This window comes from Flavobacterium covae (assembly GCF_001534645.1).
Lineage (GTDB): Bacteria > Bacteroidota > Bacteroidia > Flavobacteriales > Flavobacteriaceae > Flavobacterium > Flavobacterium covae.
In genome coordinates this window covers 720,677-735,854 of record NZ_CP013992.1, presented here as the reverse complement: position 1 = coordinate 735,854, position 15,178 = coordinate 720,677, and the positions used below count along the sequence as shown (strand labels likewise).

Below are 15,178 nucleotides of genomic sequence, written 5' to 3'. Positions count from 1 at the left end.
TTTTAATTTCGTTTGTCTATTAATGTAATGGGTTTACGGCTCATAGGAGGGAAAATTATTTTTTGTAATTCTTCCATAGGTAAAACTTCAACTTTGGGAGAGACTCTTAGTTTAGCTCTAAAGTGATCTTTAATTTCGGTCAAAAATCGTTCTGTTGTATCCGTTGATGCAATCTTAATTATAATTTCATCTGTCCCTAGATCATTTGTTGATATTTCAATCAAATGACTTTTTATAGATTCAAAGCAAGTCATCAAATCGTGCATAGCGGGTGGATATAGGGTTGTTCCTTTATACTTAATCATGTGTTGTTTTCTTCCTATAACAGGCCCTACTCTTTGTGTATTTCTACCACACGCGCAGGGTTGTGTGTGGAGTTGTACAATATCTCCCGTTTGAAAACGCAATAAAGGCATTCCTTCTATTCCTAGAGTTGTTATAACTAATTCTCCCGATCCTTCAGTAACTGGGTTATTACACTCGTCTAATACCTCTGTAATAATTAACTCTGGATGATGATGTCCTCCTTGAAATTCTTTACATTCTGTAAATGCTGTACTCATTTCGGTAGAAGCGTATGTAGAGTACAATGGGACATTCCATTTTTTAGTAATTTTTTGGGTTAAAAGAGAAGGTGAAAAATCTTGATTACGCAATGATTCTCCTATACAAATAACCCCTTTTACACTTGATTTTTGATAATCTATTCCTTGTTTTTCTGCGTATTCGATCATTTTTAATAAAAAGGAAGGTACTCCAATTAAATATTTGGGATGGTATTTGAGGATGGAATCCCATTGGAGTTCAGGAATCCCTGCTCCTACTCGAATAATACCTGCTTTTAATTTCCGCAAGCCCATAAAGTAAGCCAATCCTGCCATAAAACGACGATCCATCGTAGTCATTAATTGTACCACATCGCCTTCTTGTATGCCTGCACAGGCAAAAGACAGTGCTTCATTATATGCTAATCGATCCAAATCTGAATCTGTTAAACCAAAAGTAACAGGGTTTCCTAGTGTTCCTGAAGTGGTGCTATAATCAATAATTTTATGTCTAGGTACGCACAAAAAATCTTCATTATGTTGTTGTAAATCATTTTTTGAGGTCAACGGTAATTTTTGTAGGTCCTCTAGTGTTTGTATTTGTTTTATATCTACCTGATAATGATCAAACATATTTTTATAATATGTTGAATGTGTGTTTAAATATACCAGTAATTCTCTTAATTTTTGCTCTTGAAATTTTTTAATTGCAAGAGGTGATAATACTTCTATTTCTGGTATCATGATAATTTCTTTTTTGTTTTTTTTAAATAGTTTTGAACCTTATTTCGATCTAATAGGGTTGTAATTTCTAAAGTAAGTGCTTTTTCAAAATTATATAATGCCTCTGTATAAAATTTATGAGAGTATTGATAAAGTCCTAATTTATAATAAACAGACCACAAATTAGGATTTAATTCTTGGTATTTCCTAATAAAATCAGGTGTTAGAGTTTCTTTTTCATTAATTGTTTTATCTAGTAGTTTATCATATTTCCTGTAGAGTTGATAATCAGCATACGCTTTTGTATCTAGAAAAGAGTCTTTAGCAATGGTTAGTTCAGGTAAATGAGTGACTTTTGTTTTTTGTTGATCAAAAACTTTATTTAAATCATAAGCTACAAAGGCTCCTAATTGATAGGGGCTAGAAGATACCCACATTATACGACTTTCTGGCTTAAAAATTACGGCATGATGTGCTAGAAGTTGATTAATAGCTTTTTCATTTCCGTAACCTATTAGCTGCTCTTTTAAACCTTCTTTATTTCTAAGAATTTGAGCTATTTTCTCGGGAGTCATTTTTTCTTCATTTGCTAATAATTCTTGTATTCTTTCCATACGATACAAAGAATGACTTTCTTTTATATGTTTTATATTCCTTTTGTCATTTTGATAAGATGAACTCTGAAAATGATTCGAACAAACTAATTGATTGGTGTTTTGTACTTCGTATACGCCAAAATTATTAGGAGATACTTCTATAATTACTGCTTTTTTATCTTTTGCACTGCTTACTAAGATAGACTCTGACACAAAAACGGGTCTTTGTTTTGCTATTTTTATTGCTTCATCTATAGTTGTGGCGTATTGTAATATTTCTCTCGTAAGAAGAGAAATGGGTGTTTTAGCTACTAATGGCATTTTAGATTTTCCGGCATTTATGGTAACGGTTAGTCCTTCTTTATTCATTCCTGAAAGTACACCTATCATACCCGCCCAACTAACACTAGCAAAAGGGATTCCTTTTTCTGGATTAACAAAACTGATTACCTTGTCTTCAGCGAAATCATCTCCAGCATAAAAATCTAAATTTCTACCTATTAGCAATTCTCCATCCATTGTTTTATTTCCCCAAACAGCTAATGAAGTACATCCTACTAATGCTAAATCCTGTACAGCGTGTCCTATATCATGTGCTCCATGTAAATATAAACTTCTTAAATAAGGTGATGCCATATAATTAAAAGAAGTATCGGTATATTGGGATACTCCATATATTTCTGTTTTGTATTCCTCTTTTATATTCAAATAGAGTTTTCTGTTGTACCATCTTAAAAAAGTACGTAATAGTTTTTGTTTAAATTTAGAAGGAACAATTTTTCTTAGGTGATTTAAAAAAATTCGTTCTTGTTTTTTTACTAAATCTTCGGCTAAGGCTCCTGAAAGCAATCCTAATTGAGAAGGGTTTCCTTGAATATATAATTCCCAAATTTTATGAGCATTTCTTACTAAATATCCTTGTTGATGGGTTATTAGCGTATCGGACAAACGAATTACTGTAGGTTTATCACTTTCTTTAGGAAGTTCTAATGGAACATGATGAAGTGATCTATTAATTCCACACGAATAAAAAATCGAAATAAAGAAAAAAAAGCATATATGTTTTTTAAAATCACTCATTTTAAAATTTCTTCATTTATTTTGTTTATTAAATATTCGGTTCCAACGATCTCTCCACAAGTAGCTACTGCTCCTATTGTTACCCCTAATACGCCGTGCATTTTAACACTCTGTCCTGTAAAAAAAAGATTTTCTATTTTTGTTTTAGGCGAAATAAAGGTTAGCATAGGATTATTAGAATCTTTTACGTATCCGTACAAATTACCGTTTTGTCCTCCTATATAATCTCTATAAGACAAAGGAGTAGATGCATACACTGATTTAATAGAAGATCGTATGTTGGGAATTTTTTTTTCAATTTCATTTAAAAAAATTTCAATTTTTTGTTTTTTAAAAATTTCATAATCTTCACCTCTTTCTTTTGATTCTGAGACGGTATTATGAGTGGTACTCCATTTTTCTACTTCTTCAAAACGCATATAGGTTAAGGCTGTAAGACTTTCAGCCCATTGTTGATTATCCGAAGCGATATTCATTGATAACATATAACTTTCTGGCCATGATTGTTCTGTATACTCACTGGCTTGCCAGATTCGCTTGTGATCTTTAAAATGGTAGCAATTATGATTTAAATAAGGAAATGTTTGGGGTTTAAAAACTATATAAATGCTAAATGGGGCAATTTGAGCTTCAAGATTTTGAATTCGTGTAAAATAGGCTTTTCTAAAATATTCTTCTCCCACTAATTTTAAGGTGGTTTTGGGCTCTATATTGGAAATAAATGTTTCTGCAAAATACTCTTCTCCATTTTTAGTTGAAACGGAAACGATTTTTTGATCCTTTACTTGAAATTTATTTACTTCTTGATGTTTAAAAACTTCACCGTTATATTTGCGGATTATTTTTATAAGTTGTTTGGTTATCTGACTTCCTCCGTTTATACAACGCCACGCACTTTGAATGTAAGAGTTAACTGATAGGGCGTGTACATAAAAAGGGGTTTTGTTAGGTACGCCTGCATAAAGAAAATTAGAGCCTAGCAATACTGCTTTTAATTTTTCATTAGACGTGAGTTCATCAAAATATTGTTTTGCGTTTATAGATAAGATTTCTTGTTGATAACCTCCCTCTGTTTTTAAGTTATACAAGGGGAAGGAATTACATACATATTGCATTTTTTGACAATATGCCTGTAACGCTTCTTCTTCTTCTGGAAAAAAGGAGACCAATTGTTTTATAAAATTTTCATATCCTTGGGCATGAGGGTATTTATTAGGATCGTTATCAAAAGTAATATAGTCATAAGCATCTTCTTCCATTTTTTTTAGCTTTAACTTATCAATTATTTCTATATACTTAAAATAACTATGTAAATTTTGATCTTTACATAAACCACCTATATAGTGAATACCTGTATCAAAAATGGTTTTATCTCGCACAAAGGTTTGTAAATTACCTCCATATTGATTATTTTTTTCTAAAACACAAACCTTTTTGCCTTCTTTTGCTAAAATAATAGCAGATACCAATCCTCCTAATCCACTTCCAACAATAACAACATCGTACTTTTTTTTCACTAGACTACTTTATTAAAAATTTTGATTTTACCTATTTCTTTTGAAAGTTCAAATCCATTGTTTAAAATATATTCAACATACAGATCAGTTTCAAACAATACTACTTTGTTAAGTTTTTCTAAGTGAGGAAATAATTCTTTTTCATCAAAAGATGAGGTCGAAATTAATAAACAATCATACGGTTTCAAAATATCTTGAGGATTTAAATATTGTATATTTCTTATTTTGTTTAAATAATTAGTAGATGCTATTTCAAATTTTTCTAATGAATGAAAAAAAGTTTGAATTTTACGTTTAGGATACTGCAAAGTAAGAATTGTATTTAACTGACCATAATCATTGGCAAAATGCAAAATTTTAGCATCTTCTGCTATAGTGGTAAACAATGTATGGTAATGCTCTTTATTTAAATCAAAGTCTTTTAAAACTTTTTTATAAATGTCTTCTTCTTTATACAGATACCCGTCTATGAGTTTTCTACGGAAAAAATCTTCGTTTTCTAGTTCATGTCGTATTTTATCAAACGTTAGTCTATAAAATTTATTTATTTTTTTTGTCCTAGCAATATAATCTTCTCCAAAGCTTTTGTCTTGATATGATATATAATTACCCACTACTACTGTAATACTTTCATTATGAATCATAAAATCACCTTTAGGCAATGTTTCTGCATTTCCATGTAAGTATACAGGCAAAATATCTAATTTAAATTCTTCGGCTAAGTAAAAAGCTCCTTTATGGAAGCGTTTTACTACATTATCTTCAGAACGAGTTCCTTCTGGAAAAATCATCAAGGAATAACCTTTTTTAATCTTATCGCGTAAATGCTCTAATCCTCCTTCTATTCCTTTAGAAACAGGGTAATATCCCATGGCTTTTACTGCTTTGCCAAAAATAGGCGATTTATAAACCCAATCATTTACAAGATATACCATTTTGTGGCTTAGCATACCTAATGCTAAAGTATCTAAAACGGATACATGATTGGCTATTACAATAGCTTGTTTGCTAAAATTAATTCTATTAGGATTTATAACTTTCTTTTTTACGATAGGGTTTGTATGTAATACGGTTTTAAAAAAAAGAACCATCATTTTTCTAAAACACATCATTTTTGTTTCTCTTTTTAAGGGCAAAATACCCATTAAAAAACGGCCTATGGTAGATAAGAAAATCCCTCCAAGAACATAATATGTTAACGCTATTATAGAAATTATAAGAGTAAAAAAACGAATGGGGATTTTTCCTTTTTTAGGACGATTAAAAAACAACCATTTGAAAACTATTGGATAAAAAACAAATGTTATTAATAATGCACTGATAACGCCTAACAAGGATACTGATGAAATAGAAACTAAGGCTGGATGTTTAGCAAAAACTAAGGCTCCAATGGCCAAAATAGTGGTTAACGCTGCTAAAATAATTGAAATACGATAAGCAGGCATTTCATCTTTACCTGTGGTATATTCTTTTTGTAAAGCACTTGTCATAAAAATAGTAAAATCTACTCCATGCCCAAATATTAAGGTACAAACGATGGTACTAAATATATTTAATGGAATATTAAAAATCCCCATTAAACCCGCGGTAACGAATCCTGTAGCTATAATAGGTAATAAGCTTACTAAGACTAATTCAATACGTTTAAAGAAAACAAACAAAATAATAACGACTGCTATAAAAGAATAGTTAATTAGATTGTTAAAATCATCCCGTAGTTTTCCTAGAAAAGTTTCATTTAGTTGCTGACGATCTATAACTATAACGTTTGTTAAATCTTCAACGGTTTTAATTATTTTTTCTTTCTTTTTTTTATCTATTTTTACGACTGTAGCAATCGTATAAAAGTTAGATGATTTAGCCACATATTCATCCGTCAAATCAGGCAATAACTGTTTTAAATCACGTAATTGAATGGGTTTAATATCCGAACGGATTATAGTATAAAAAGCTTGATGAGTTGTGGGTTTAAACCCAAAGGTTTTGCCATTTTGTACTAATTCGTTTTGCACTTTTTGACAAACAGAATTTGACCAAAAAGATTTCCATTTTTTAATCTTATTCGCTTGTTCTACTTCTGAAGGTAATAACCCTGCTAATGAACTGTAGTTATAAATATTTTTTTGTTGTTTTTGCTGAGTTAAAATAGCATTTAATCTTGTGTTTGTATTAATAACTTCTTTCTCATTTTTCCCGTATACAACGATATAAATGGCTTTAGAAGTTAAACGTGTAGATTCTTCTAATTTTTTTTCAGCTTCTTTTACTTCTTTTGGAATAAAATTTAAGTCACTTAAATTATTATTAAAGCTTACTCTGCTGAAGGTAAAACAACTTATAAGAAGCAATAGAAATGTTCCTATAATCAAGAATTTGTTTTTCTCGAAAGGTATTTTTGACAAACGATCTAAGATTCCTGCATGAGATAAGCCATTGCTTTTAGGTTTATACAAGTGAGGGATGATTAACAGTGAAAACAAAGCGGATATCATAACACTTATAGAAGCAAATATCCCTAAATCTTTAAGTGCATCTGATTTCACAAATAACAAGCATAAAAAAGCGACTGCCGTTGTTGAGCTACTCATTATTAAAGGCTTAGCCGTATCTTTATACAACTGTTTTATATCTGCATTATATCTATAATGCGTCATAATATGAAGCGAGTAATCTATAGTTACTCCTAACAAAACAGCTCCTACACTTAATGAAATAGCGGAAATCGTTTGTCGTAAAAAATAAAGACAAGCAATAGCAAATAAAACACCAAAAATAGTAGGTATAAAGATGATTATAGGAATTGTTATTTTTCTAAAAAATAAGATAAGAATCAACATAAGTGTTCCCATAGATAAGAGAACTGTAGTAATAATATCCGTCTTTATTTGGTTAGCATTAGCCACCGCAATAATAGGAGAGCCAAAATACGATAACTGTACTTTATTTTTATAATTCTTGTTAATTGCTAATTGGATGTTTTTTAATAAATCTACAAACTCAGCATTTTTTTCGGTTTCGCTCCCACCATTTCGAGGATTTATAAATAATAATAACTTGCTTTGATCACGAGTTAGCAAATAACCATCTTTTATGATGAACTCATCTCCTATGGCCAATTGTTGCATTTTTTTTAATCCTATAAAAGCAATTCCTAATGGATCTTTTATGATAAAATCACGAGTAATTAGACCAGATGGGCTAATTAGGGATTTATAATTATTTTCTACCAATACTTTTATACTATCAGATTGGATTTTTTGTCTAATTGTTTTATAATCCTTTTCTTCTAGAAATAAGGGAATATTTTGATAGATAAATTCAAAAACTTGGTTAATATTTTCTTCTGCAGCCGTTCCTTGAATTCCTTTTATATAAGGTTTTACCAAATGAAGGCTGTCTATAAAAACATGAGCCGCTTGTGTTAAATCTTCAACAGAGCCTGTTCTTTCTTTTTCAATAATAACGGTAATTTTATCCGCAAATTTTAATTGTTTAATAATTTTAGAAGTTACATCTGCTTTGTCATTTTTTGGTAAAACACGTGTAATATCTTCTTCGAATTTAATTTGAAAAGCAAAAAAAGTTATTATCACTAAAAACGCTAATGATGACAAGAATGTTAGAATCCGGTTCTTTTGAACGAATTCATGAATTTTAATAAAAAAAAAGTGCATTTATACCCTATTATTTTCCCGACGCGAAAGTACTAAATAACTTCCAACTCCAAAAATAAATGCTGTTATGAATGCTAGGATAAAACTTCCTATAAGATATTGAAAAAAGTGTTCTTTGAGTTGCGAAAAATCAAAAACGTTAACAAGTTTAAAAGGTGCTTCTTTTTCTACAAATAGGCTTCCTATTTTTAGCGAACTATAGATAATAATAGGAATCATAGGAGGCACACTAATGTTTGAGAAAGCAAAAGCTAAAGTTTTATTTAATCGCAATAGCACAGCAGAGGTAATTACAATAGCAGTCTGAAACCCCCAAAAGGGAGCAACGCCACAAAAAACACCTAATGCTATTGATTGCGATTTTTTAGTAGCAGAATCTTGGGTAGAAAAAAGGTCTTCTTTTAGAAATGTTTTAAAACTTTTTTTTTTAAAATTTCTTAAAAAATCACGAGGTTTTATGTACAAAAATAGAATTAAGACCAATATTGTATTTAAAATACTGATCCGGGTAAAATCTTTAAACGGTCTGAAATGAGAAACTCTTTCGGTAGGATCGTATAAAACTTGAATGGGAATGTTTTGAACAGCAGTACCATTCCAAGCTGTTCGTACAATAATTTCTATTTCAAATTCAAATTTATTTGTATAAAATGTTTTGGGAATGGCATAAAGTGGGTATAATCTGTAACCTGATTGTGTATCTGTTAACTGAATACCTGTTTCAAACCAAAACCAAAAGCTAGAAAAACGATTACCAAAGCTACTTTTTTTAGGTACTGAATCATGATTCATGTTTCGGCTACCAATAAATAAAACAGGATTATTTGATTCTTCTAATGCTTTTACAAAAACAGGAATATCGTCTGGATAATGTTGTCCATCAGAATCAATTGTAATAGCATAGTCGTATCCTAAATCGAGTGCTTTTTTAAATCCGTTTTTCAAAGCATTTCCTTTGCCTTTATTTTTAGGTAGATTGACTACTGTAATAGTCTTAGCGTAGGTTTTTAAAACAGATGATGTACTATCTGTAGATCCATCATTTACAACAATGAGTTTTGAAGTATAATTTAATACTCCATCTATTACTCTCTTAAGAGTTTTATGATTATTGTATGTAGGAATAATGACGCACAATTTTAAATTATTGATGCGTTCAGACAACGATAAATTGGAAATCATTATTTTAATTTAGATTTTTCAGAATCCATAAAAACCTTAGATTGAGCAATATAACGATGTATATATTCTTTTAGAGCGACATTTTGTTTATTAAAGCCTTCCAATATTTTTTTTTTATCTTCTTCTATATTACTCTTGTATTTTAAGAACTTAGGAGTATGTTCTTGAATACTAAGTCTAACTAAACGGATTTCAACATTATTTTCATCTTTGCTTACGGCTTGTTCTACTGTCTTTACTCCTAATATGAATTGTTCTTTTCGCTCTTCTTTATTAGTTGCAAAACGTGATTTTAATAAAATAGCAGCTCCTTTATAAGCCATTAATACGGGAGAATCCCCATTTGTTTTTTGAAGTAGTTCGTAAAAGTTTTCAGTATTTTTTTTTGATTTAGAGGCATATTCATATTGATTGCGCAAATCTGAAAAATTCTGAAATAATACTAATAAAAAAGTAATTCCTGAAATAAAAAGAGGGTTCATATAATTTTTATTAAAATAAAAAACGACTTAAGTAGTTTGCAAAAATACAAACTAAACTTAAGTCGATAAAAATTTATTTAAGCTTTACGATATGTATTTGTTAATTTTAACGCTACGGTATCACCAAACTTTGTTGTATTTTTTACTTTTATTTCGGTATCCAAATCTCCTGACAGATCTAACTCTAAAACTAATTCAGGATTTGTTTCTGGATTAATAATAGCCATAAATTTCACATTTGAAGAGGCTGTCATTCTTAATTCAGTATGAAGAATTTCTTCTAAAAGTTCTTTTATAATCTGCATCATACAAACCCCAGGGGTTACAGGATTTCCTGGAAAATGCCCCTTAAAAATTTCATGTCTTGGATTTAAAGTTACTTGCGCCAGATATTTATTATCTGTTAACTGATCTAACTGATTAACGTTATAAAAACCGTTTAAAAGCATTTATTATTTTATATCAAATTTATAATAGGCTCCAAAAGAGAAAAGCGCATTTGAGTGATTTTCTGTTCTAGAAGAGAAAGAAGTTCCGCTGTACGTAGAATGTGTCGTTTGAACTACTGGTGCTACTCCTACTTTAAACCTAGCTTCTACCCCAAAGTTTTTAGTAATGTCATAACCTGCTCCCATAGAAAGAGTTAAATCTACATCATTTTCAGCTTTAAAGTTCTTACTCGTGATAAAATCTAATCCAGGTCCTACATGCAAATTAAATTTCTTAAAATTAAATTTGTTTATAGCTTGTACTCCTAAATAAGAAACATCTAAGTTTCCATCCTCTAATTTATTCGTTCTGGGATTATAAACTATTTTTGCGCTAGCTCCTTGAGATGAATAGTTTAGCTCTGGCTGTAACGTATAAAGTTTATTGAATTTTAACGACGCTCCAAGACCTAAATAAAAACCAACTTTTGACGAAAAAAGATTACTATTTTCATTTTTAATAGTTTGTCCTGTGTTTGCATCATAAGTATAAGAATATTGAAATCCTAATTCTCCATTAGTAAAACGGGAAACATTTAAACCTCCACGAACTATAGGGTTAAAAGTTACTTGAGCTTGAACTCCGCTTACTCCTGCAATAAATAAAGCTAATGCTATAAATACTCTTTTCATATTTATTATTTAATTATTTGTTTTAAAATTATTTTTATATCAAAATTATAATGTTCTAAAAAAATTTGGTCCGCAAAATTTATGTTTTTAACATCAAAAACTATCGAAAATTTAGCTTTCCTTTTTGAAGATTGTATTATTTTAAACAACTGATTTGTATTATTTTTAAAGTAAAAATAGTTTTGATTTGTTTCTAAAACTTTTTCTTCTTTGTTTTTTCTTTCTGTTTTAGTTATATGTTTTTCTTGAACTAATAATTTTAGATCATCTGTTAGTATTTTTAATACGATCTTTTTATTCAGATCTTCTACTACATAATTTAGTTTTACTTCTTTTTCTCCTATAGTAAAATCTAATAATTTATTTCCAAAATCAGTAGTCATAACGACTCTATGTAAATTTTGGTCTATTTTTTTAACAACTAACAAACCGCTTAAAGCATTTCCGTATACTTCTATCTGAGCTTTGTATACATAATCCAGTTCAGGGTTTGCAAAATAAGGATTTACGATCGTTTGCTCTTTTTGTTCTATTACAGAATTAGGAAGAGGCTCGTATACTTTACAGCTTTGAAAAAAAATTATACATATACTAATTATCAAAAACCTCATCGTTAAACTTTGCATTTACTTGTTTATTTTTAAATACTATCCTCGTAAAATCATCTGTAGGTTCTATTAATTTAACTTGTGAAACGCTTAGATCTTCTTTTGGAAATATTAATTCAATTCGTTTGATGTATTTTTTTACTTGATTTGATTTTGATACTAATTTTACAAGATATTCTTCTTTTGTTTTGAAATACGAAATTATAAATTCTTTATCATCAAACATATTACCACTTACACTACCAATAATCATTTTATTGATTTTTTCAAATAGTTTTCCGTCAACTGTACTTTTTTTCCCTTGATCATTGATAAAAACTTTATTATTCTTAAAAACAATACTGTATTGGTATGGTTTATTATATTGCCAATTCAGTAGATTGGGTAGCTTAAAATACATTTTACCTGCACTTTCAATATCTTTTGATAAAAAATCTAGATGTTTATATTGTATAAAGTCTGTTTTTATCGTTTTAATATTTTTATTTTCTTTTTCTATCAAATTCTTAAAATTAATAATTTCAGAATCTGTCATTTTTTGTTCTTGTGCTTTAAAGCTTACAAAGAACAAACAAGCGAATAGTATCAGTATATTTTTTTTTATCATTATACTCTTTTTCTAATTATTGTTTTCTAACTCTTCTATAGTAATGGTTTCATACTGATTTTCACTCAAGAATACCAATAATCGTGCCAAAACATTTACTGTTTTTTGAGAAATATCATGAAGTAGTATAATTTTTCCTTTTTCTAATCTGAAAATGATTCTATCTAAAATCTTATTTTCATCCTCAATAACAGTATCTAATGAACGAATGGTCCAACCAATAACTTGATAGTTTTTTTCACGAACGGCTCTTGCTATATGAGGATTTGTAACACCAAAAGGGGGTCTGAAAAATTTATTTTTTTGAGTCGTTAGTTCTTGTATAAGTTGGTCGGTTTGATCGAATTCTTTTAATATTTTTTTTTTCCTAAAAAAACCCATTCGATTTGAGTGTGAATAGGTATGATTGGCAATTATATGGCCTTCTGCTACTATTCTTTGGGCTATTTTCGGATATTTTTCTAGTTGTTTTCCTATACAAAAGAAAGTAGCTTTTATTTGATGTTGTTTTAACAAATCAAGTATTTTGGGGGTAAATTCCGTAGGCCCGTCATCAAATGTTAAGGCTATTATTTTTTTATTTGTTTTGAAACTATTGATGGTGGGCAAAAAGTAACCTAAACGGATATCAAATGCTCCCCAAGCTGTACAACTTATATATATATGAATCAGGATAAGGTATACCCACCAAGGCATTTGCCAATATATAAACAAAGGCAATAATAGGAAAAATAAAAAACTTAGGTAGATATGTTTTAACATTGTGACAACAGTACTAAACTATGATCTCTTCCTTGATATTGATTATATAATAAAACTTTTTTTAAGCTGGTTGGTTTTATACCATTCCATTGTAAGACTTCGGGAATTTCTTGTTTTTTAATCAAATGGGAGGCAATCCACAATCCAAAAGCAGAAGCTGTATTATATTCTCCTGATATATTTTTATAGTATAGTTGCGATGTAGAACTAAACATAGAGGCTACTTTATCATAAAACACATCGTAATGTACGTCGCCATTATATCCTAAAACTAAAGCATCTATATCTTCTAAGTCTATTTTTTGTTCTAAAAGGAATTTACGTACAAAATCTTGAATTTCTTCTTTATCTAATATATTTTGTAGGCTTATTGCTTCTACCTTTGCGTAGGTCGATTCTTTTAATTGATTAGAAAGTGTAAAAAAGGTAGCTCCCTCACTAAAAACTACACCTGTTGTTTTTGTATTTTTGATAGAGAAAGGTTTGTCTTCTTCTTTTTTTATTATGTTTACTAACTTGTAAAGTTCTAATGTATGAGAAGAGGTTTCATCTATTCCTCCTACTAAAACTGATTCTGCCTCTCCTGTTTCTATTTGCATTTTCCCATCTAATAAAGCGGTTTCAAAAGACACAGCTCCATTAACATACGTAAAATTATAACTTTTACATTGGAGTCCTAGAGCAATCTGTCCTGCTACTGTGTTATGAGTAGACTGAATAAATGAAGTAGGTGTTAAAAATTGTTCTTGGTTATCTATAATTGCTTTTAAAAATTTTTCAGAATCTTCTACGCATCCCATACCTGTTCCTGTAATAATAGCATCAGGATAATTTATACCTGCTTCTTCCAATGCTTTATTAGATGCAAAAATACCCATTTTTACTCCTTTAGCCATTCTACGAATCATCGCGGGTGGAATTATTTCTTTATAAGAAGGTTGAAGGGCAAATAATACATTTTGATTGTCATGAATTGTTATTTCATTCAAAAAATTTCCTTCGTGTGTTTTTTGAGCGGATACACTCCCAACACCATTTATATAACACGTTTTCATTGGTTATTTTTTTGAAAAAATTAGGGTTGAACAATTTCCTCCGAAACCAAATGAGTTAGATAATACATAGTTTATTTCTTTATCTAGTACTTCTGTTTGAGGAATTAAATCAAATTCTTTCATTGGAGTCTTAAAGTTTAAATTTGGAAAGACTTTATTATTCTGAAGGGCAAGAATACTATATACTGCTTCAATAGCGGCGGCGGCGGCTAGTGTATGACCTGTAAAAGCCTTAGTAGAACTAAATTGAGGTATTTTGTATCCTTCAAATGCTCTTATGATAGCTTTTCCTTCAGACAAATCATTATTAGGTGTGGCTGTACCGTGTACGTTTATATAATCAATTTTATCAGGTGTAATAGTCGCTTTTTTAAATGCTTTTTGCATCGCTAAAAAGGCTCCTTCTCCATTTTCTGATGAAGCTGTTTGGTGGTACGCATCATTAGCATTTCCAAATCCAGTAAGATAGGCTAACACTTTTTTATTTGTTTTTGTGATCATTCTATCCGATTCTAGAACAATGAAAGCAGCTGCTTCACCTAAATTGAGTCCTTTTCGTTCATCATCAAAAGGGGTATTATAAGTATCTGAAAGGATCATTAATGTTTTAAAACCATTAATTGTAAATTTTGACAGGGCATCTGTACCGCCTACAATTACTCGATCTAACTGACCTGAAGCAATCATTCGAGCTCCTAACATAATGGCATTTGCTGCTGATGAACAAGCGGTACTTACAGTAGAGACAAATCCTTTTAATCCAATATAATCTGCTATTTTATGAGAAGAATTACCTGCATCATGTGCCTCTATGTATTTTTGTAATGCTGGATTTTTAAAATATTCATAATAATATCTTTCTGTCATATCCATTCCTCCTACACTAGTTGCAGAAATGAGTCCTGTTTTGTATTCGTTAAGATCAAAGATACTCGCATTTTCAATTGCTTTTTTAGCGGCATAAGCACCTAACATGGCTGTACGAGAAAAATTATTATTCTCAGATAAACCTAACATGGTAGATAATTCTTTATTATTTAATTTTATTTCACCTACTTTAATGGCATCTTTATGAAGGGTTTCAAAATTTTGAATTTGGGAAATTCCTGCTTTTTTATTCAAAAGTGCTTCATAATTTTCTTCTACTGTATTTCCTACAGAAGAAATTATTCCCATACCTGTTATAGCAATTTTCATTTAAACGAAAGTTTATGGTAATTAATTAA

At 29.8% G+C, this 15,178-nt stretch carries 13 protein-coding genes; all 13 read right to left on the bottom strand.

The features are described 5' to 3' along the window. Positions 1 to 2: 2 nt before the first annotated feature. Complete coding sequence (locus tag AWN65_RS03170; RefSeq protein ID WP_060381832.1) at positions 3 to 1,289, bottom strand: phenylacetate--CoA ligase family protein; 1,287 nt, start codon at positions 1,287 to 1,289, stop codon at positions 3 to 5. After that, positions 1,286 to 2,944, bottom strand: coding sequence for a C45 family autoproteolytic acyltransferase/hydolase (locus tag AWN65_RS03165; protein ID WP_060381831.1), 1,659 nt, complete (start codon positions 2,942 to 2,944; stop codon positions 1,286 to 1,288). Before AWN65_RS03165 ends, AWN65_RS03170 begins: the two co-directional genes overlap by 4 nt. Further along, positions 2,941 to 4,461, bottom strand: coding sequence for a phytoene desaturase family protein (locus tag AWN65_RS03160; RefSeq protein ID WP_060381830.1), 1,521 nt, complete (start codon positions 4,459 to 4,461; stop codon positions 2,941 to 2,943). Before AWN65_RS03160 ends, AWN65_RS03165 begins: the two co-directional genes overlap by 4 nt. Next, positions 4,461 to 8,135 (bottom strand): 1-acyl-sn-glycerol-3-phosphate acyltransferase, encoded by a 3,675-nt coding sequence (locus tag AWN65_RS03155; protein ID WP_060381829.1) that lies wholly within the window; start codon positions 8,133 to 8,135, stop codon positions 4,461 to 4,463. Before AWN65_RS03155 ends, AWN65_RS03160 begins: the two co-directional genes overlap by 1 nt. Then, the gene (locus AWN65_RS03150) at positions 8,136 to 9,317 is read right to left on the bottom strand and encodes a DUF2062 domain-containing protein (RefSeq protein WP_081078388.1); all 1,182 of its coding nucleotides are present in this window, start codon (positions 9,315 to 9,317) and stop codon (positions 8,136 to 8,138) included. It abuts the gene before it with no gap. Then, positions 9,317 to 9,799, bottom strand: coding sequence for a hypothetical protein (locus tag AWN65_RS03145; protein WP_060381827.1), 483 nt, complete (start codon positions 9,797 to 9,799; stop codon positions 9,317 to 9,319). Before AWN65_RS03145 ends, AWN65_RS03150 begins: the two co-directional genes overlap by 1 nt. Positions 9,800 to 9,876: 77 nt before the next feature. Beyond that, complete coding sequence (locus AWN65_RS03140; RefSeq protein ID WP_014166418.1) at positions 9,877 to 10,248, bottom strand: hotdog family protein; 372 nt, start codon at positions 10,246 to 10,248, stop codon at positions 9,877 to 9,879. A gap of 3 nt (positions 10,249 to 10,251) precedes the next feature. Beyond that, entirely contained in the window at positions 10,252 to 10,920 is a 669-nt protein-coding gene (locus AWN65_RS03135) for an outer membrane beta-barrel protein (protein ID WP_060381826.1), read from the bottom strand. A gap of 5 nt (positions 10,921 to 10,925) precedes the next feature. Next, positions 10,926 to 11,522 (bottom strand): hypothetical protein, encoded by a 597-nt coding sequence (locus AWN65_RS03130; RefSeq protein ID WP_127822035.1) that lies wholly within the window; start codon positions 11,520 to 11,522, stop codon positions 10,926 to 10,928. Next, positions 11,512 to 12,135, bottom strand: coding sequence for an outer membrane lipoprotein carrier protein LolA (locus tag AWN65_RS03125; RefSeq protein WP_060381824.1), 624 nt, complete (start codon positions 12,133 to 12,135; stop codon positions 11,512 to 11,514). The genes AWN65_RS03130 and AWN65_RS03125 overlap by 11 nt, the downstream gene beginning before the upstream one ends. A 12-nt stretch (positions 12,136 to 12,147) precedes the next feature. After that, the gene (locus tag AWN65_RS03120; protein ID WP_235588341.1) at positions 12,148 to 12,831 is read right to left on the bottom strand and encodes a polysaccharide deacetylase family protein; all 684 of its coding nucleotides are present in this window, start codon (positions 12,829 to 12,831) and stop codon (positions 12,148 to 12,150) included. 59 nt (positions 12,832 to 12,890) lie between these two features. After that, on the bottom strand, positions 12,891 to 13,952 hold the full coding sequence (locus AWN65_RS03115) for a beta-ketoacyl synthase N-terminal-like domain-containing protein (protein WP_060381822.1): 1,062 nt from the start codon (positions 13,950 to 13,952) through the stop codon (positions 12,891 to 12,893). Positions 13,953 to 13,955: 3 nt separating this feature from the next. Next, a complete protein-coding gene (locus AWN65_RS03110; protein ID WP_060381821.1) occupies positions 13,956 to 15,149 on the bottom strand; it encodes a beta-ketoacyl-[acyl-carrier-protein] synthase family protein in 1,194 nt (397 codons plus the stop codon). Between the last annotated feature and the right edge of the window lie 29 nt (positions 15,150 to 15,178).

Excerpts from the sequence above, each read along its gene's own strand:
- AWN65_RS03170 (WP_060381832.1), bottom strand. The coding sequence starts at position 1,289 with ATGATACCAGAAATAGAAGTATTATCACCTCTTGCAATTAAAAAATTT.
- AWN65_RS03165 (WP_060381831.1), bottom strand. The coding sequence starts at position 2,944 with ATGAGTGATTTTAAAAAACATATATGCTTTTTTTTCTTTATTTCGATT.
- AWN65_RS03155 (WP_060381829.1), bottom strand. The coding sequence starts at position 8,135 with ATGCACTTTTTTTTTATTAAAATTCATGAATTCGTTCAAAAGAACCGG.
- AWN65_RS03150 (WP_081078388.1), bottom strand. The coding sequence starts at position 9,317 with ATGATTTCCAATTTATCGTTGTCTGAACGCATCAATAATTTAAAATTG.
- AWN65_RS03145 (WP_060381827.1), bottom strand. The coding sequence starts at position 9,799 with ATGAACCCTCTTTTTATTTCAGGAATTACTTTTTTATTAGTATTATTT.
- AWN65_RS03140 (WP_014166418.1), bottom strand. The coding sequence starts at position 10,248 with ATGCTTTTAAACGGTTTTTATAACGTTAATCAGTTAGATCAGTTAACA.
- AWN65_RS03135 (WP_060381826.1), bottom strand. The coding sequence starts at position 10,920 with ATGAAAAGAGTATTTATAGCATTAGCTTTATTTATTGCAGGAGTAAGC.
- AWN65_RS03125 (WP_060381824.1), bottom strand. The coding sequence starts at position 12,135 with ATGATAAAAAAAAATATACTGATACTATTCGCTTGTTTGTTCTTTGTA.
- AWN65_RS03120 (WP_235588341.1), bottom strand. The coding sequence starts at position 12,831 with ATGCCTTGGTGGGTATACCTTATCCTGATTCATATATATATAAGTTGT.
- AWN65_RS03115 (WP_060381822.1), bottom strand. The coding sequence starts at position 13,952 with ATGAAAACGTGTTATATAAATGGTGTTGGGAGTGTATCCGCTCAAAAA.
- AWN65_RS03110 (WP_060381821.1), bottom strand. The coding sequence starts at position 15,149 with ATGAAAATTGCTATAACAGGTATGGGAATAATTTCTTCTGTAGGAAAT.